This is a genomic window from Lactonifactor longoviformis DSM 17459, assembly GCF_900129135.1.
Lineage (GTDB): Bacteria > Bacillota > Clostridia > Lachnospirales > Lachnospiraceae > Lactonifactor > Lactonifactor longoviformis.
In genome coordinates this window covers 146,370-163,622 of sequence record NZ_FQVI01000006.1, presented here as the reverse complement: position 1 = coordinate 163,622, position 17,253 = coordinate 146,370, and the positions used below count along the sequence as shown (strand labels likewise).

The 17,253-nt window shown below is 46.0% G+C and carries 18 protein-coding genes; 3 read left to right on the top strand and 15 right to left on the bottom strand.

Annotated features, from left to right (window positions below; all coding sequences use genetic code 11):
* Positions 1-11: 11 nt before the first annotated feature.
* The 6 genes from BUA56_RS08230 to BUA56_RS08205 all read right to left on the bottom strand — a co-directional run bounded on the left by BUA56_RS08230 (position 12) and on the right by BUA56_RS08205 (position 6,817).
* Positions 12-854: a carbohydrate ABC transporter permease gene (locus tag BUA56_RS08230; RefSeq protein ID WP_072850740.1), complete on the bottom strand. Its 843-nt coding sequence runs from the start codon at positions 852-854 to the stop codon at positions 12-14.
* Positions 847-1,731 (bottom strand): carbohydrate ABC transporter permease, encoded by an 885-nt coding sequence (locus BUA56_RS08225; protein WP_072850738.1) that lies wholly within the window; start codon positions 1,729-1,731, stop codon positions 847-849. Before BUA56_RS08225 ends, BUA56_RS08230 begins: the two co-directional genes overlap by 8 nt.
* Entirely contained in the window at positions 1,725-2,852 is a 1,128-nt protein-coding gene (locus tag BUA56_RS08220) for a PfkB family carbohydrate kinase (RefSeq protein ID WP_072850736.1), read from the bottom strand. Before BUA56_RS08220 ends, BUA56_RS08225 begins: the two co-directional genes overlap by 7 nt.
* The gene (locus BUA56_RS08215) at positions 2,842-4,179 is read right to left on the bottom strand and encodes an ABC transporter substrate-binding protein (RefSeq protein ID WP_072850734.1); all 1,338 of its coding nucleotides are present in this window, start codon (positions 4,177-4,179) and stop codon (positions 2,842-2,844) included. Before BUA56_RS08215 ends, BUA56_RS08220 begins: the two co-directional genes overlap by 11 nt.
* Before the next feature lie 217 nt (positions 4,180-4,396).
* A complete protein-coding gene (locus BUA56_RS08210) occupies positions 4,397-5,563 on the bottom strand; it encodes an ROK family transcriptional regulator (RefSeq protein WP_072850732.1) in 1,167 nt (388 codons plus the stop codon).
* Positions 5,564-5,761: 198 nt separating this feature from the next.
* Positions 5,762-6,817 (bottom strand): helix-turn-helix domain-containing protein, encoded by a 1,056-nt coding sequence (locus tag BUA56_RS08205; protein ID WP_242946741.1) that lies wholly within the window; start codon positions 6,815-6,817, stop codon positions 5,762-5,764.
* Positions 6,818-7,135: 318 nt separating this feature from the next.
* Here BUA56_RS08205 and BUA56_RS08200 point away from each other — a divergent pair, with 318 nt between their 5' ends.
* Positions 7,136-7,384, top strand: coding sequence for a TIGR03905 family TSCPD domain-containing protein (locus tag BUA56_RS08200; protein ID WP_072850731.1), 249 nt, complete (start codon positions 7,136-7,138; stop codon positions 7,382-7,384).
* Positions 7,385-7,435: 51 nt separating this feature from the next.
* On the opposite strand, the gene BUA56_RS08195 is transcribed toward BUA56_RS08200, so the two are convergent.
* The 4 genes from BUA56_RS08195 to BUA56_RS08180 all read right to left on the bottom strand — a co-directional run bounded on the left by BUA56_RS08195 (position 7,436) and on the right by BUA56_RS08180 (position 11,749).
* A complete protein-coding gene (locus BUA56_RS08195; protein ID WP_072850729.1) occupies positions 7,436-9,043 on the bottom strand; it encodes an MBL fold metallo-hydrolase RNA specificity domain-containing protein in 1,608 nt (535 codons plus the stop codon).
* Positions 9,044-9,133: 90 nt separating this feature from the next.
* Positions 9,134-10,267, bottom strand: a complete 1,134-nt coding sequence (locus tag BUA56_RS08190) for a hypothetical protein (protein ID WP_072850727.1) — start codon at positions 10,265-10,267, stop codon at positions 9,134-9,136.
* A 33-nt stretch (positions 10,268-10,300) separates the two neighbouring features.
* Positions 10,301-10,798, bottom strand: coding sequence for a DUF6147 family protein (locus BUA56_RS08185; RefSeq protein WP_072850725.1), 498 nt, complete (start codon positions 10,796-10,798; stop codon positions 10,301-10,303).
* Between the two features lie 81 nt (positions 10,799-10,879).
* Positions 10,880-11,749, bottom strand: a complete 870-nt coding sequence (locus BUA56_RS08180) for a DUF4367 domain-containing protein (RefSeq protein WP_072850723.1) — start codon at positions 11,747-11,749, stop codon at positions 10,880-10,882.
* An 87-nt stretch (positions 11,750-11,836) separates the two neighbouring features.
* Here BUA56_RS08180 and BUA56_RS08175 point away from each other — a divergent pair, with 87 nt between their 5' ends.
* Entirely contained in the window at positions 11,837-12,901 is a 1,065-nt protein-coding gene (locus BUA56_RS08175) for an undecaprenyldiphospho-muramoylpentapeptide beta-N-acetylglucosaminyltransferase (RefSeq protein WP_072850721.1), read from the top strand.
* Here the strand turns inward: BUA56_RS08175 and BUA56_RS08170 are convergent.
* Together BUA56_RS08170 and BUA56_RS08165 are read right to left on the bottom strand one after the other, a co-directional pair.
* Positions 12,898-13,464 (bottom strand): RNA polymerase sigma factor, encoded by a 567-nt coding sequence (locus BUA56_RS08170; protein ID WP_072850719.1) that lies wholly within the window; start codon positions 13,462-13,464, stop codon positions 12,898-12,900. The genes BUA56_RS08175 and BUA56_RS08170 overlap by 4 nt on opposite strands.
* Positions 13,465-13,488: 24 nt before the next feature.
* Positions 13,489-13,896: an HIT family protein gene (locus tag BUA56_RS08165; protein WP_072850717.1), complete on the bottom strand. Its 408-nt coding sequence runs from the start codon at positions 13,894-13,896 to the stop codon at positions 13,489-13,491.
* A 207-nt stretch (positions 13,897-14,103) separates the two neighbouring features.
* Between BUA56_RS08165 and BUA56_RS08160 the strand changes: the two genes are divergently transcribed.
* The gene (locus tag BUA56_RS08160) at positions 14,104-14,754 is read left to right on the top strand and encodes a sensor histidine kinase (RefSeq protein WP_207650924.1); all 651 of its coding nucleotides are present in this window, start codon (positions 14,104-14,106) and stop codon (positions 14,752-14,754) included.
* Positions 14,755-14,756: 2 nt separating this feature from the next.
* On the opposite strand, the gene BUA56_RS08155 is transcribed toward BUA56_RS08160, so the two are convergent.
* The 3 genes from BUA56_RS08155 to BUA56_RS08145 all read right to left on the bottom strand — a co-directional run bounded on the left by BUA56_RS08155 (position 14,757) and on the right by BUA56_RS08145 (position 17,235).
* Positions 14,757-15,416, bottom strand: coding sequence for a rhomboid family intramembrane serine protease (locus BUA56_RS08155; protein WP_084067783.1), 660 nt, complete (start codon positions 15,414-15,416; stop codon positions 14,757-14,759).
* Between the two features lie 72 nt (positions 15,417-15,488).
* On the bottom strand, positions 15,489-16,790 hold the full coding sequence (locus BUA56_RS08150) for a DUF6382 domain-containing protein (protein ID WP_072850712.1): 1,302 nt from the start codon (positions 16,788-16,790) through the stop codon (positions 15,489-15,491).
* Positions 16,774-17,235 carry a TadE family protein gene (locus tag BUA56_RS08145; RefSeq protein WP_072850710.1) on the bottom strand — a complete coding sequence of 154 codons (462 nt, stop codon included), beginning with the start codon at positions 17,233-17,235 and terminating at the stop codon, positions 16,774-16,776. The genes BUA56_RS08150 and BUA56_RS08145 overlap by 17 nt, the downstream gene beginning before the upstream one ends.
* Between the last annotated feature and the right edge of the window lie 18 nt (positions 17,236-17,253).

Below are 17,253 nucleotides of genomic sequence, written 5' to 3'. Positions count from 1 at the left end.
TTTCTCCTCCTTTACCCCTTCACAGAGCCTGTGGTCAGACCCTTGGTTAAATATTTCTGGAAACAAATGTATAATAGGATAGACGGAATCATTACTATATTAAGTCCCGCAAACAAGGTTACCCAATCGGCCTTCAGCTTAAAGGATTCCATCAGGGCAATAATTCCTACCGGAAGCGTGAGGAGCTCCTTATCATGTATAAAGGTAAGGGCAAATATATAGTCGTTCCATATCCAGACAAAGTTAAAAATGATGATCGTTATAATTCCATTTTTAGACAGGGGGAAGATAATCTTCCAGAAAGTAGAGTGAACCCCGCACCCGTCGATAGCCGCCGCTTCTTCCAGTTCTTTGGGCATGCTCCGGTAAAATCCGCTCATGACCAGAATGGAATAGGGAAGGCTGAACACTACATAAAGGATCCCCAGCCCAAGATGGGTATTCCACAGATTCAGCTTATACAGCACCGTGAACTCTGAGGGCAGCACCAGGGCTGTGGGGACATAAAGTCCCGCTATAAAAAGCATCAGCACTACTTCGCTCCATCTTTTCTCACTGCGCACCAAAATATAGGCTACGGTTGAGGACAGCACCACCACCACAAGAACAGAGACTATGGTAATCAGAATACTGTTCAGCGCATAGCTCTGGAAATCTATCTTTACCCAGGCATTGCTGTAGTTTTGCAGCTGCCACTTCTGAGGCAGGGCCCAGGGATTAGCCACAAATTCTTTGTTGGTCTTAAAAGAGGTATAGAATACCCAGAATACAGGGAACAGTACAATCAGCCCGTATCCTCCTGCCAGCAGGTCACGCAGAACCCCCAGCGGCCTTATTTTTTTCTTGTTATTCATCCCTGCACCCCGCTTTCGTCAGTCTCATAATTGCAAATATAATAAGAAACAGTATGCCGAAGAGCAGCACGCCGATTGTGGACGCGTACCCGTAATCGCTGTAGGTAAAAGCATTTTCATACAGGTATGTGGTCAGAAGCTCTGACGCACGGTTGGGTCCGCCCTTTGTCATTACATACACAAGCTCAAATGAGTAATTAAAGGCCGTGACGCAGAAGAATACCAGTGAGGTGCGGATCTCCTGCCAGATGCCCGGGATGGTTATGTGGACGAACTGCTGCCATGCACTGGCACCGTCGATAGAAGCCGCTTCGTATCTGTCGTCCGGTATATTTAAGATGGCCGCAATGAACATAATCATATAGAATCCAATGTTGATCCACACAAGGGGGACGGTAAGCGCGCCCATAATTACGTCTGTCTCTCCCAGCCATACGTGCTGCAGCTTTGAAAGGCCAATCTTTCCAAGGAATCCGTTGACCAGGCCAAAGGATGGGTTATAGATGAACATCCACAGTACAGATACCACCGCAATTGACATTACGTAGGGGATAAAGTAGATAATGCGCAGCCCCTGGTGGTATTTTGACTTTTTTCTGGTGACCATAACCGCAAATGCCAGAGCAATGGAAAAGGTAAATATAGTACAGAAAATTAGGATGAACACATTGTTTCCCAGGGCCTTCCACACAATGGGATCCTCAATGAGGCGCTTAAAGTTAGCCAGACCCACAAACTTAATGTTATCTGAAAACCCGGACCAGCTGCACAGGCTGAGAAACAGAGACTTCACACAGGGATAAAGGCAGAATACCCCGTAGAGCAGCAACGTGGGTACCAGATATGTAATTAAAAAGCTTTTTTTCTTTCCTACCATGTTCCTTCACCTGCCCTTTCCAGTTTTGTGTACCCCTGCATAAATTCATAGAGCCGGTATACATCCGGGCTCTCGCCTGTGCGGACATAATAGCCCGACGTGGCATTGCCCAGTCTCAGGCTTTCCGCCAGGGGCAGCCCCTGCAGCAGCCCAAAGCACAGGCCCGCGTTAAAGTTATCCCCTCCCCCGGTTGACAGCTTCGGAACGGGGGTATAATACCCCTCTTCCTTTACCATCGTTCCCTTGGCATAGCCGTAGGCACAGTGGGGAAGATGGAGGATAAGGTAATCGATGCTCAGCCTTCGGCTTATCTCCTGTCCCATTTCTCTCCTGCTTTTTCCTTCTCTGTGGAATAAGGCCTTATAGATCAGGCGGGCCTCATTTTCATTCATGCTGAATATCGTTGTCCTGTATTCTGCAAATGCCTCTCCCAGGCGCAGTATCTGGACCAGTTCCTCCCCGGACTTTCTGGATGCGTCCGAGAGATCCATGAGAAGCCATTTGTCTTTCTCTTTTTTTCCGTCTTTTATACAATTGTCATACACCGCCTGAAACAGCGCCGTAGCCTCGGCCAGCTCACTCCAGTTGAGAAGGGCGATCAGGCGGCTGTCTCTGAAATATCCTATGAGCTCCTCTTGGTTCATCCTGGCGGCTATCATATCCCAGGTCATCTCCTTTAGGTTATCCATTGAGGAAAGCATAACCTTGCCGTCATGAAACTCCAGGGCATTGCACTGTCCGGTTCTGCACACGGAATGAAGCATGCAGTTGTCATTCATATTCTTAAATACCGGATCGATCTTAGGATACCCCATACTGCCGATACAATGTGTCTTAACCCCAAGCGTGCCCAGACTGTTGGCAAATATGGCCATATTGCCCCCTATTTTCTCCTGCTGAAGCTCCAGTTCAATGGAACAGCTCATATTCTTTTTTGATATCAGATAACTGCCGAATTCCTCAATGGTTTCAAAGTATGTACCGGGCAGCTGTCCGCTTTTTTGTTTTACTGCACGCACCACATGATCCACGACTACGTCAAAACCGGCAGCAGCAGTAATGCTGCTGCCGGTTTTCATGGCACGTTCTAATATTTCTAATATTTTTATATTATTTGCCACCGCTTGTCTCCTGTGCTACTTTATCCATTCTCTCGCAGAATTGTTCTGCATTTATTTCCTCCTGGATTAAAGCATTGATGCAGTTATTCAGTTCCCCGAGCACTTCTTTATATCTCACTTTATAAGAAGGAGAGATAATGCTTACATTGTCATCTGCCATCTTCCACATGGTCTGGGCACTCTTTGGCAGCAGTCCCATTACCTCGTCAGACTGTTCTTCCATAGCCAGCAGGAAGCCCGTCTTTTCAGCCACATATTTGGCATTTTCCTCAGAATAGAACAACTTTACAAGTTCTTTGATATATTCCAGCTTGCTGTCATCCTCCTGCTTCGGAAGAACCATACATTCAACTACAGCTGTGGTTGAAGTCTTGCCGGCTTCCTCTCCGGGGGCATACATAGGCTGCAGGTCAAAGTCGTCCGGCCACTGATCCTCCATCTCTCCTTCCAGCCAGCTTCCTGAAGGCACAAAGGCATCGTTGTTGCCGATAAAGTCAATCTGAGACTGGATGTGATCCATAGCCAGTGAGTTCTTATCAATATAGCCTGCATCCCTCATCTCCTGCAGACGGGTTACCGCTTCCAGGGCAGCGGGCTGTTTCCAGGCGCCTGCCTCGTTGTTGTTAATGGCTTCCATTGTTTTCGGATCCAGATTCTGAATCATAGGTACCAGGAAGGCATCTGCCAGCATAAAGGGATATACACCAGCATAAATCATAGGGGTAACACCGCTGTCCTTTATTGTCTTGCACAGCGTCTGGTATTCCTCCCAGGTTGACGGTACTGTCCAGTTATTGTCTGCAAAGAGCTTGCCGCTGTAAAAGTTGCCTGCAATCAGTTTGCTGGTGGGAAGGAAATAATGGGAACCATCTACCTCACCCAAAGCAAGTCCTGCGGAGAAAATGGTTTCCTCCAGGGTCTTGGTGCCCTCTGCATTCTGCTCTGCCAGTATGTCGTCTACGGGATATAACAGCCCTTCTTTGGCAAATCCATAATAGTCTACATCACTGATCCAGGTGTAGAAGATGTCCGGAGCCTCTTTGACATTAAGTAGATTGCGGATTACCTCCGCCGCCTTGGCGTTGCTCTCAAACTCCACATTTACATTAGGGTATTTCTCTTTAAACTTCTCTAAAGGCAGATCCCAGAACTGTTCCGACACTTCCTGCTGCCAGAGGATGGATATGGTGACATCCTCATCCTCTTTGCTGTCTCCCTTTGCCTCTGTTTTCGTGTCCTCTTTTGCGCTGTCCTTACTGCCGCCGCAGCCTGCCAGCGAGAATACCAGTGTACCTGCACATACCATTGCTACAAATTTCTTAAACATAGTTTCCTCCCATAATCATTCTTGATTCGGAACCTTTCTTTGGTTCTGCTGATTGATAGTTTATATCCCCGCAGACGGCTTACGCCCTCCGGGGTCCCATTTCGGTTTCCGCGGTATATCCCGAAACGGTATAAATCTGTCCGGCGGTACCCCCCTGGCTCCCGGTCAGAATTTATTCTGTTTTGATTATAAAGCTGTACCTTTCTCTGCCCGACGGTTAAAGGGGCATCCACTGAGAAAATACCATCTCTGCAGCCCCGCACAGAACCGTGGCGCTGCAGTCTGCATCCATCTTTATCTCAGGGAGTACGTTTCCCTGCACCAGAAGTCTGGATGTAACCTGTTCCATACTCTTTTCTATTACTTCCCGGATCAGTCCCACCGTTTCCCCTCCTATGTAAATACAGTCCGGGTTAAAGATATTGTTTAAGATAGACAGAAGTCTTCCCAAAATGGCGGCATTCTCCTCTAAGACCTGAACTGCCGTCTCTTCCTTTTTCCCCCAGAGTTCCAGAAATTCCTCAAAAGAAGCAATTTGCTTCCTGCTGTAGAGGTTGTATTTCTCCACATATCCCATAATGCGCAGATCGCTTTCCACACAGCCCATGCTGGAACACAGATGACACTGCATCTGCATATTGCCGATGGGCATGTGACAAATCTCCGGGGCATAGCCACCGCTGCCGCAGATTAGCTTACCATTGGCAACTACGCCGATTCCCAGACCTTCATCCGCAAAAAGATAAACGATATTCTCCTGATTTCTGTAGAGATTCTCCCTCATGTACTCTGACATGACGCAGAGATTGGACTCGTTGTCAATATAGACGGTTTTGCCCAGGGTCTGGGACAGCATCTCCTTCATGGGCTGATTATTAAACAGCTCAATCTCTGAAGAGACAATGTTATGGGTTTTTTTCTCAAAGATTCCGGGTACGGCAACGCCTACCCCTACAATCTGATCCTCTGAAAAACGCTTCAGCACCTGTTCCCGGTATATACTTCCGCAGGTCTGTATTACCTCCTGTATACTGCTTTTATGGCTGTAGTCAAATCTGTCGTCATAGACCACACGGGTACTGTAATCCGCCACGGCCACACGGATAACCCCAAATCTGGTCAAATCAAAGCACAGAGACATGAGATTGTTATAGTTCAGTGAGATCCCCTTGGGAGTTCTGCCCACCACCTTAGTATCATCCAGTGCCGTCTCCTCCAGATACCCCTTTTCCCTCATCTCATTACATATATTAGAAACGGTTGCGAAGCTGAGACTCAAATCCTCAGCCATCACCTTTTTGGTACAGCTTTTATTTCTCTTCAAATAATTAATAATCTCTTTTGCGTGAACCTTTTTCAGTTCCACAGAACTGTCGACCTTCATCCCTTGTCTCCTCCCTCCACATTATTTTATTCATTATTTTAATAATTATTTTAATCGCTTTAATAATTGTATAGTAGATCATATATTGGGAATTGTCAAGAGTAGAATTTGAATTTGGGACGTGTTCTTTCTAGAAAGAACACGTCCCAAATTCGATCAGGGGTGTCCCTTTTTCAGACAGCCCTGTCCCTTTTTCACTTAACGATCCAGCACTACTTTCACGGACCCCATCCCACAGTTTATGTCAAAGAAGTTCTCTGCCTGAAGGTTGGACTTATATGTTCCTCCCATACCTCCAAACCGATCGTCTCCCACTCTGACATCTCCCATGCCTACTTTAACTCTATACCCGTAGTCTGAAGGAACGGTCAGGCTCGCAGCTATCTCGCCCATCCCGCAGTCCAGCTTGCACTTGCCTGTGAGGCGCCCCTCCAGCATTACCTTACCCATTCCGCAGTTTATCTTGGACGGCCCGCTGTAATAATCTGCCAGCACAACCTCTCCGGCCCCCAGATCCAAACGGCTTGTTTCTGTGAAGATTCCCCGGCCCACCAGCTTGCCTGCGCCTAATTTGATCTTCACATCCTGGAAACGATAGCCTTTTGGTATAATAATCACTATCTTGCGCTCTGAGAAAAGATTCGTAATATTGTTCAGCACAAACAGCCCCTTATAGCCTTTATCCTTTATTTTCCAGACACCGTCCTTTACTTCCTCCCTGCAGTCTCCGTCCGGATAGCCGGACAAATCCAGTGCGAACTCATCCCCCTCCCGGACAATGGCTTCCGCCATGGAAATATCAATGTAAAGGGAATGAATGGTCACATGATTCTCATGGATAACCTTTTCCAGCTCCAGCTTCTGGGGCGGCACATCCTCCTTGGGCGGCGCATCTTCCTTTGCAGCACGGTTCTGGTGTTCTTCCCGGTTCGGTTCCGGCGCAGAGGCATCAGGTGCTTCTTCCTGCATCGGCGCCTCCTCTGCGGCTTCCCCGGTATCCCCTCCGGACAGCTGGCCGCCTCCCAGTAAAACATCGGTACTTATCCCAAAGATGTCCGCCAGAGGAACCAGCATCATAATATCCGGGCAGGAAAGCCCGCTTTCCCACTTACTGACTGCCTGGGCAGAGATTCCTAACTGCTCCGCCAGCTGTGCCTGGGTCAGTCCCTTCAGCTTTCGCAAAAATGCAATCCTGTCCCCAAAGGCTTCAGGGAGTCGTTTGTTTGCTCCATTCATATTCGTATTATCTTCCATCCTTTTACCCACCTATCTAATTTATTTTCTCTTCATTTATTTACAGTTTTAATGTTTACCTATCATGTGTATCTGGTTTAACGGCGCGCCGCACTCTTAAGATAGTTACAGCATATCCGTTCAGCACCGGTATTTACAAGCAACTGTAGGTTGATTTTTACTTTTTTATCATTTTTCAACTAATGGTTGATTTATAATTATTAATCCATTATAGCAAAAGCTCCCACTTACGGAAAGAGAGATGGAAATCTTTTTCTGTATCTGCTATAATAGCTCCTAGTATGGAATCATATCATTATATAATAGGAGGATTAAAGTATGGTATATAAGACAAAAGGAACCTGTTCCAGGGCCATCGAGCTTGAATTAGACGGTGATATTGTGAAATCGGTCAACTTCGTAGGCGGATGCAATGGAAATACCAAGGGAATTGCCACCCTGGTACAAGGGATGAAGATTGACGATGTCATTGAAAAATTACAGGGCACAGACTGCGGAGGCCGCGGTACTTCATGTCCGGATCAGCTGGCAAAGGCACTTCTGCTGGCGAAAGAACAGAGACAGTAGTAAAAAACCAGGGACTGTGCACCAGATGTGCACAGTCCCTATTCCATGTTTTTATCTGTCCCATTTATCACAAAGGGAATTGATCTGATCCGCAAATCTGGCCAAATCTTTATTTGTTCCGCCTTCATTATGCCTGATAACGGCCATAAGTCTCTGCCCTGCGGCAATTAACCGTGCGTAGACTCCCCCTGCCTTCACGGTCTGGCCTCCAATCTGCGCCTTCCTGATCGGTATTCCCACGGTTTCCTTCACCGCCTGGTCTGCCAGCAGATCATAAACGGTCCCGCTGAACGGTGCCATAGTATCATACTGCAGCTCATCAGCCAGCTTCTTGGCAAAAATCTCGCATACCTTATCGTCTCCGTGAACCACAAAAACCTTCCTGGGTTTTTTCTGAAAGGAAGCGGCCCACCGCATAAGTCCTGCGCGATCCGCATGTCCGCTGATACCCGGGAGCCGGGTAATCTCTGCCTGCACCTGAACCTCTTCTCCAAAAAGCTTTACCTCAGCGGCCCCTTCTACAAGGGCACGTCCCAGGGTCCCTATCGCCTGATATCCCACAAACAAAATAGTGGACTCGGGTCTCCACAGATTATGCTTCAGATGGTGCTTGATCCGCCCCGCATCGCACATGCCGCTGGCCGAGAGAATCACCTTGGGTCTTTCGTCAAAGTTAATGTCCCTGGACTCATCACTGGTAATGGCCAGCTTCAGCCCAGGAAAGCTAATGGGATTAATCCCTTTCATAATCAAATCCATGGCTTCCTGATCGTAACAGTCATGATAATGCTCTTTAAAAATGTTTGTTGCCTGTACAGCCAATGGGCTGTCAACAAAAACCTCAAATCCGGGATACCCCTTCACCAGACCGTCTGCCTTAATCTTTCTGAGGAAGTACAGCATCTCCTGGGTACGCCCGACGGCAAAGGAGGGAACCACCACGTTGCCGCCCCGTGCAAATGTCCTTTCCAGAATCTCTACTAATTGAGTGATATAATCTGTCCGTACTTCATGGTCTCTGTCCCCATAGGTTGACTCCATGATAACGTAATCTGCCTCCGTAAGATAAGTAGGATCTTTGATAAGCGGCTGATCCAGATTCCCGATATCACCGGAAAATACCAGCTTCCGCTCTTCCCCCTCTTCCTCTATCCAGACTTCAATACTGGAAGATCCCAGCAGATGTCCCGCATCGTTATATCTTACTCTGATGCCGTCCTCCAGGGTCAGAATCCTGCTGTACGGACAGCTCACAAACTGTTTGATTACACCATTGGCATCCTCCAGCGTATATGCCGGAACAAACTCTTCTTTTCCTGAACGTCTGCCTTTTCGGTTTCTCCATTCAGCCTCAAACATCTGGATATGGGCACTGTCACGAAGCATGATCTCACACAGGTCACAGGTAGCATCCGTTGCATAGATATTTCCCCTGAATCCCTTTGCATAAGCTAAGGGCAGATTCCCCGAATGATCAATATGAGCATGGGTCAGCAAAACAAAGTCAATGTCCGCCATAGATACCGGCAGTTCCTGGTTCTCGTACTGATCCGGCCCCTGCTCCATCCCACAGTCTACCAGAAATTTCTTTCCAGCTGCCTCAAGATAAAAACAGCTCCCCGTTACCTCATGAGTTGCCCCAATAAATGTAAGTCTCATAAAAAACCCCCTTTTCGGTATTGAGCTTTTACTAACATCAGCATTTACTCTATTATACCCCAAAGGGGGCGGTTATGATATGATTTTCCCTTAATTTATTCGATTTGTCAAAAATCCGCTGCCGCAGAGTCCATAATATTCATTCAGCATGGACAAACGGATATAAGGGCTGATGGTGCCCAGTGTTCTGAAGGTATTGGCATCGCTCAGGGTATTCACCGGACATGCATAATACCTGTAATTATTCTCTTTTCCGAATCCCATTACCCGGTAATCCCAGTTTTCTTTTGCTCCGCAGTTAGGAACGGACAGGAATCGGACTTTCTCTTTTACATAATGAAATCTGTGATACAGGCGCTCCACATTTCCGGGCAGCAGCATATTTCCCAAAAGCAGGGTGCCGTTCTCATACTCGGTTAATGCCTTTTTGCTATGTCCCTTAAGAAGATCGAAATCGCTCCTGTGGGTACAGGCCAGACTGCACAGGTCACATTCACCCTTTATCCGTCCCTTGCAGGACTGTATGTACGAAAATGGTTTTACGGACATTACGCAGTCTTCTTCCACTAAATCATCCTCAATGGAGCCATGATACATGACAATGGTAGGGTAGCCATTTCCCTGATAAACGCCAAAGGATAATACCCACCGGTTCATAATCAGATAACCAGCTTTATAGACCGGGACAAATCCATCTTCTTCCTTCCAAATCTTCTCATCTGCAGACTTCTCCAACGGCTGAAAGTATCCGCCCGGTATGGTATCCTGACCTTCATAGGCAGGGCCATTCCCCATGAGATACCTGAACTCTTCCACACCCTTACTCAGCGCATAACGGTAAGGATCTCTGAGAAACGTTCTCCCTTTTGAATCCAGCGTGAGCTTGTCCGGCTGCTCCTGCCCTTCCAAATGGCGGAGCAGGCTGGCACGCTGCTTTTTGTCCATGTACGGCATGATAATCTGTTTTACCCTTCTCAGCTCCAACATCTCAATAACATATTCCAGATATTGAAGGTTCAGGTGTGAAATTACCAGCAGATCGATAGGGAATGTCTCATCCGCGAATCTTGCATCCTCGCTGAGTGTCCTCGGGATACTGGCATCTGCTCCGCAGAGATATACCACACTGGCAGTGTAGTCCTGTGGTTCGTTCCACATACTTAATATGTGGTAGATGCCGTCATTCATGTTTCTAAATAAGGTGCGAAAGTATAGGGCTTTCATGGGGTTGTGCCTCCTCTTCTTAATTTATAATTTTTATTTTATTAATATACCGTCTGTACAAGTCTCGACAGATTCATATATCTCACCTTTTTCTGCCGAGTGAACACCTCTAACGCGATAATAATATCCTTTGTCAACCTCTGTATCAAAAGATTTAAGTAACATAGACGCATTTACCTCGGATACTTCCCACGTTTTATACGTATACCAATCCTTTATTGATTCATCATATTTGTCCAAAGACAAAGTCAAATATAGTTCATCACAAATCTGATGGGCTACAACAACTCCCGCTGCTGTAACTTTTCCGTCTCCTGCATTAACACATTTAGCAGTACCTTTATTAAGAATATTGCCTCTTGTTAAGGAATAAGTAGTATCTTCTACTTCCTTTAAATCTGTTAATAATGATTCTTTAACTAATTTTTCACTTCTCTCAGCTGCATGTACGTTCAAGGGAAAAAGTATAAAGCCTAAAGTAATAATCCATAATACCCCTATTCCTTTTTTTACATTAAGTTTAATATTCATCTCAAATTTTCTCCTTAATTACACTACGAAAATAAATTTGTAACTATTAAGAATACGTATCAAAATGCTCAGACGTGACACCTAATAAGTTATTTTTTTAATAATTTCTATAAAATTATCTTTATCTACTTTTCCTGCTAATTCATAATAGCAATTTTTATGTTCCCACTGTGCCATATAGCTTGAATAATTATCTTTCCTATCAAATATCTCCCATATTTCTATCTCCAGATTAGCCTTTTCTATTTCTATGGACTCAATTAATTTGCCATCATATGTTGAAAATTCAGCCTTTTCTTTTTCATTATTAGAAATATAAAAACTAAGCACCTCATCCTCATATAAATATTGCATAAGAGCTATCCCACTACTTTTATCCATCTGATAGTCTATGAAATGCATGCCCCTTGGCACATACATCAGTTTAGGAACTTCGACCTCTAATTCCTCAATAATTGCCTCGCGAGCTTCCGTTTCGGAAAGGTTACTTTGTCTACTGTCTTTATTGTTATTAACTTTTATGTTAACATCATTTGCAAATAAAGCCTCTACCTTTTGAATTACGTACACCCTATTCGCCTCACTAGTCATAGCAACCCCAAATACTCCTAACATAGTAAGGCAAACAATAGCTGCACATTTCCCAGCCCGCTTCCACCTGGAATAGAATACCACTTTTTTCTTTTTCTCTACCACCTCTTCTTTCTCTTCGCTAACCTCATCTTCGTCTTCATGGTATATGCCTTTGTCTTTCAGTTCCTGCACAATCTTGTTATACAGCTCTTTGGGAGGATCCATACTGTCTATGAACGGGTCCTCTTTTAATTCTCGTTCAATCTGTTCAGCCTCTTCCCGAAGAGCTTCTATCTCACTTTTAGTCATAAAAATCTCCTCTGAGGCCTCTGCTTTCGGTTTGTTATTTTCCTGTGATAATTTCTCAAATCTACTCATGAAACCCTTATCTTTCCTTGACTTTTTTTTGCAAGTGTATCATATTAATCTATAGTTACTATTTTGCTTGATATTAGGAGGAAATACATGAAACATATTGTTCTCACGGGCGGCGGAACCGCCGGCCACGTAACACCAAATATCGCCATGATTCCCAGTTTACAGGAATTGGGCTACACTATTTCCTATATCGGTTCTTACGACGGAATCGAAAAAAAACTCATCGAAGAACTGGATATTCCTTATTATGGGATTTCATCCGGTAAATTAAGGCGGTACTTTGACGTTAAGAATTTTACCGATCCCTTTAAGGTTGTAAAAGGATATGGAGAAGCGGCCCGGCTCCTGAAAAAGCTGAAACCTGACGTGGTATTCTCCAAGGGAGGGTTTGTCACTGTGCCGGTTGTTATAGCCGCAAGCAGACAAAAAATCCCCACCTTTATCCATGAATCTGATATGACTCCCGGTCTGGCCAACAAGATTTGCATTCCCTTTGCCACTAAAGTGTGCTGCAACTTTCCTGAGACAGTAAATGAACTTCCCGCCAACAAAGCTGTCCTTACCGGTACTCCTATCCGCCAGGAATTACTCTCCGGGGATGTAAAAAGAGCCCGTGCCTTTACCGGCCTCACTGAAGAGAAGCCTGTAATTATGATAATCGGAGGAAGCCTTGGGGCTGCCGCCATCAATGACTGTATCCGCAGAATCCTCCCGGAGCTTCTGGAAGAATTCCAGGTCATCCACCTGTGCGGAAAAGGAAAGCTGGATGAGTCTCTTGTGGGAACAAAAGGCTATGTTCAGTATGATTACATCAAAAAAGAACTGGCTGACCTGTTTGCCCTGGCTGATCTGGTAATCTCCAGAGCCGGCGCCAATGCGATCTGTGAAATCAGTTCACTCAATAAGCCTAATCTCTTGATTCCTCTGTCCGCCAAAGCAAGCAGAGGCGACCAGATATTAAACGCACGTTCCTTTGAAAAACTGGGTTACAGTATGGTTCTGGAAGAAGAAGAGATTACAGATAAAACGCTGCTCTTCTCCATCCGGGAATTATACGGCAACCGCCATTCTTATATGGAGGCTATGTCAGAGAGCAATCATATCGATTCTATCAAGCATATTGTAGATTTAATTGAGGATGCTGTGAATTAAAGCCTGTCATATTCCGACTGATACCGCTTTTGCGTCCATGACTTTGCCCGGTGGAGTCTGGTTCTCACATTTTCTACTGTGATACCCAGCTCTCCGGCAATTTCCGTGGCATCTTTTTGTTCCACATAACTTTTCTCGATAATCTCATGCCAATTCTTATTATGCTCTTCGAGATCTTTCATCATTTCGTTGATAAATTCCTTCTTGATGTAGTCGTCTGCCATCTCATCTTCTACATAACAGGCTCTGGCATGATGGCTTCTCCTCACATTCGCATCCTCTTGGGATTCATTCTCACCATACTCGTAACCTACCGTTTCGTACTTCCTGTATGCTTTCCTGCAGTAATCAATTGCTTTGTGTTTTGTAGTCACAATCAGCCAGTATTTTATCAAGTCATCGTTTAATTCCTGCCTTTCTACCAGCTGGTAAAGAGATACAAAAACTTCCTGGCATATATCCTGAGACCAGCCGTAATCATGTATCACATTATTCGCTACCTTAGTGGCCAGACTCCAGTACTTGTCATACAACGTTTGTAACTTCTTGTTAATATTATCCATCTTTTCTGGTTTCCTTTATAAGACCTACTTTTTCTGAAAGGCAGCAAGTATACTCTCCCTGTCTTCCTCCGTCAGGCTGCCTGGTTTCCATCCAAGAGCAACGTTGTCACCTTCATACCGCGGGATTAAATGCATATGAAAGTGAAAAACTGTCTGCCCCGCTACCTCCCCGTTATTCTGTACAATGTTAAATCCGTCGCATTTTAAAACTTCCGTCATTTTTACTGCCATCTTTTTTGCCAGCACCATTGCCTCCGCTGCAAGTTCTCCCGGTATCTCATAAATATCTGCGTAGTGCGCCTTCGGCAGAATCAGCGCATGGCCCCTGCTGGCAGGACCCAGATCCAGGATAACTCTGAATTTCTCATCTTCAAATAATGCAGCGGAGGGAATTTCCCCATTTGCAATCTTACAAAATATACATTCTGACATAGTAATGTCTCCTCCTTTTGTTATATATTTGTTTCTTTTTATTTTGTCGTATTTTACGAGTTTTTGCAATACAATATTGTTTGATATTTACAAAGTCTGATGATACACTGTAACAGGAGGTGCAAAATTATGTTAAAAGTGCGCGAATCAGAAACTATTGAAGAAATTTGTAGGGAAAATCCAGATATTAGACGTTTCCTATCTGAATTGGAAGACAACCACAAATTTACCATTTCCAAAATCTCTCACGAGATACGAAACCCTGTTACATTAATTAACAGTTTCCTTCAGTTACTGGAGGTACGCTATCCTGAACTGTCCGGCGATGACTATTGGAAGAAGGTCATGGACAACATGCAGTTTCTCCGTTCTCTGCTGGATGAGCTGTCCTCTTATAATAATTCGAACCGGGTGGTGAGAAGCGAAGCAAATATTTACGCCATCCTGTCGGAAATCGTAGAGTCCGCCCGTCCGACTCTGGAACAGGATCAGATAACCATTCAGCTCATAAAGAAAACCGCTCTTCCTACTTTACCCCTGGATACGGTAAAAATGCAACAAACATTTTACAATTTCATCCGAAATGCCCACGAAGCCATAGGAACACACGGAGCTATCACCATTAGCCTGGAGACTGACGGTTCCGATATCACTATACAGATCTCCGATACCGGAAAGGGCATACCTGCGGAGCATATGTCTGAACTTTTCAAGCCCTTTGTCACCTACAAAAAGGATGGTACCGGACTGGGACTTTCAATCGCAAAAGGTGTAATAGAAGCCCATAACGGTACCATCCAGGTAGACAGCACAGAAGGTGAAGGAACGACAATCTCTGTCATTCTCCCCATCTGTTAATCCTACATAATATTTACTTTTTTTCTCCGGTAAAGGAGCACGCCCAGTACAAATCCGCAGATCAGCCCGCCTACGTGAGCGGCGTTATCCACGCCTGCGCTGATGAATCCATGATATAAGGTCAGACCTGCAAGCACTACCATTTGGCGTGTGGTAAGATCCTCCAGCCTGCCTTTATTCACGATAAGAATATAAAGCATAGCCCCGATCACCGCAAAGATAGCGCCGGAGGCTCCTGCGGATACGCTGATACGCCCGCTGCTGCCTGATATCTCTGTATAATACGAGATATAGCTGGCACCTATACCGCCCAGAATATAGATAATCAGGTATCTGACCCTTCCGACTGCCCGCTCCAGGTTATCGCCCAGGAACCCCAGTACAATCATGTTATTTGCCAAATGTGCAAAACCAAAATGCAGAAACATGCAGGTAAACAGCCGGTAATACTCTCCTTCCTGGATCAGAGGCGGAAAGGCGGCCCCCCACGTAATCATATGCATGGTGTCCCCGGAAGAACCTGTCACCTCAACCAGAAGAAATACCAGGATATTGACCCCAATCATCAGAGTATTTATAAGTACGGGCTTTCTTTTCTGCACCTGAATCTTCAGTTCGTCCAGCCTGGATGGCCCCTGGGGGGGATAATAATATTCATTCATGGATAAATTCTCCTCCTGACATGGGAACATTATATAGCTTTTACGCCGGGAATGCAACCTGCACGCCCCACTCTATTCATAATAAAAAGTCACATCTGCAATTCTAACCTCATCATGTTCCTGCAGCGGATATTTCTCACAGCTTTCCAAAAGTCTTCCGTTGACATACGTTCCGTTTTTGGAATTCAGATCCTGTATCAGGCAGGCGCCCCGCGTCACTTCAAGCTTACAGTGGATACGGCTCACGGTAGACAGGGGTATACAGTAATCTACCGCCTCCGCCATCTTGCCCACCAGAATAACCCCCTCATCCAGTCTGATAAGTGTCCCGCCGCTGTTGTCCTTTCCCCGCAGACAGTGGTTCCCCGCCTGTTCCTTCCCGGTCAAAAGACTGGTTTCCTCTCCGGAGAACTCCCGGGATTGTCTTCCGGTTTTCCCTGCCTCGGGTCCTGCATTCGGATAAGGGATCGGATTATCTGACAGGATCTCCGGCTTTCCTTCTGTCTCTTCCCCAGGAGATAACAGTTCTTTCTTACGTCTGCGGTACCAGATCAGGCCGGCAATTCCAGCCAATGCAAGCAGACCTCCAAAGCCGGCGGCCAGATAGCTCCAGGGAATGTACCGGTAATTCCACACCAGAAAGCCACCCCCAATTGTCAAAATTCCTCCGGTCACCACGGCCGCCGTCCTGATTCCCTCCCTATTCTCCTGAAATTCCTCCTCTTGGGGTTCCCTGCATATCTGGCGCAAAATCTCCTCTTTCTCATAGTCCTCCTCCTCTGTGCTGCCAGTCGCCTCCGCCTCACCGGAGGATTCCTCCATTTGCCCGCCCGCAGAAGCAAATAACTCCTTTTCGATTTGTTCCAGCTGAAAATTATCTTCCGTCACGCAGTGGTAGATTCCATACCCGATTCTCACCGCATCCGGGTCCTGATGGTCTATCTTAGGCAGAAGATATTCCATCAGATCCCTCATACCCTCCCTGGCATCCCCGCGGTGAACGGGAATAAAGCTGAAATAAGCCCTTTGGCCGCCCGCCTCCATGTAAATATGCTCCGGCTCCAAAACCAGATGCCCGGGATCCAGAAGATACGCCTGCATCACTCTGATGGTATCCACCAAACTTTTTAAGATAGGATAGAGTTCATCTCTTCCCAGCTTTTTCTCCCCATACATCGCCTCAAGGGGCTGCCTGGAGGTTATCTCATAATAGAAAAGGGTCCGGTTGTCTATTTTCTGAATCGAACAGGGAAGCAGTCCCGAAATAGAATTCATCAGGATCATGCGGACCTCATACGAGGCGGTATCCACCTCCCCCTCCTCCTCAAAGATTAGATAATTATGGTTTAGATCCCTCTTATAGTCCCCCCGCATATGCCTCCGCCTTTCTGATTTTCCGGATGAATTCTACAGGGCGGAGCACATGTATTTCTCCCTTCCCCTGAAATTCCCACTTGGTTCTTAGAAACGGTCCGCCGATTCCTCCCCGGTAGGTAATCACTATACGGCTGCTGCCGGCACTGATCCCGGGCTGCACAGTGCCTGACAATATCCCGCCGTTTCCCTGGCTGCTTTTTATCTTAGAATCAGCTATGTGACGGGCCTCTGTAAGATTCCTGGCTGCCGCAGTTCCTGCACTAGCCGCCCCCTCATAGGCGGCGGCCGTATACCAAGCCTGGTGGTATACAAAAAAGCACAGATACAGGGTTACGGTCAGCACCATCAGAACCAGGGGCATGCATAAAGCTGCCTCTACCGTAAAACTCCCCCTATATCCTTTTATCTGTTCTCTTCCCGTCTGTTCATATTCTGTGCCCATGCCTGTCTCCCTTCCCTG

Excerpts from the sequence above, each read along its gene's own strand:
- BUA56_RS08175 (WP_072850721.1), top strand. The coding sequence starts at position 11,837 with ATGAAACATATTGTTCTCACGGGCGGCGGAACCGCCGGCCACGTAACA.
- BUA56_RS08170 (WP_072850719.1), bottom strand. The coding sequence starts at position 13,464 with ATGGATAATATTAACAAGAAGTTACAAACGTTGTATGACAAGTACTGG.
- BUA56_RS08180 (WP_072850723.1), bottom strand. The coding sequence starts at position 11,749 with ATGAGTAGATTTGAGAAATTATCACAGGAAAATAACAAACCGAAAGCA.
- BUA56_RS08145 (WP_072850710.1), bottom strand. The coding sequence starts at position 17,235 with ATGGGCACAGAATATGAACAGACGGGAAGAGAACAGATAAAAGGATAT.
- BUA56_RS08230 (WP_072850740.1), bottom strand. The coding sequence starts at position 854 with ATGAATAACAAGAAAAAAATAAGGCCGCTGGGGGTTCTGCGTGACCTG.
- BUA56_RS08185 (WP_072850725.1), bottom strand. The coding sequence starts at position 10,798 with ATGAATATTAAACTTAATGTAAAAAAAGGAATAGGGGTATTATGGATT.
- BUA56_RS08200 (WP_072850731.1), top strand. The coding sequence starts at position 7,136 with ATGGTATATAAGACAAAAGGAACCTGTTCCAGGGCCATCGAGCTTGAA.
- BUA56_RS08190 (WP_072850727.1), bottom strand. The coding sequence starts at position 10,267 with ATGAAAGCCCTATACTTTCGCACCTTATTTAGAAACATGAATGACGGC.
- BUA56_RS08150 (WP_072850712.1), bottom strand. The coding sequence starts at position 16,790 with ATGCGGGGGGACTATAAGAGGGATCTAAACCATAATTATCTAATCTTT.
- BUA56_RS08215 (WP_072850734.1), bottom strand. The coding sequence starts at position 4,179 with ATGTTTAAGAAATTTGTAGCAATGGTATGTGCAGGTACACTGGTATTC.
- BUA56_RS08205 (WP_242946741.1), bottom strand. The coding sequence starts at position 6,817 with ATGGAAGATAATACGAATATGAATGGAGCAAACAAACGACTCCCTGAA.
- BUA56_RS08210 (WP_072850732.1), bottom strand. The coding sequence starts at position 5,563 with ATGAAGGTCGACAGTTCTGTGGAACTGAAAAAGGTTCACGCAAAAGAG.
- BUA56_RS08165 (WP_072850717.1), bottom strand. The coding sequence starts at position 13,896 with ATGTCAGAATGTATATTTTGTAAGATTGCAAATGGGGAAATTCCCTCC.
- BUA56_RS08155 (WP_084067783.1), bottom strand. The coding sequence starts at position 15,416 with ATGAATGAATATTATTATCCCCCCCAGGGGCCATCCAGGCTGGACGAA.
- BUA56_RS08195 (WP_072850729.1), bottom strand. The coding sequence starts at position 9,043 with ATGAGACTTACATTTATTGGGGCAACTCATGAGGTAACGGGGAGCTGT.
- BUA56_RS08225 (WP_072850738.1), bottom strand. The coding sequence starts at position 1,731 with ATGGTAGGAAAGAAAAAAAGCTTTTTAATTACATATCTGGTACCCACG.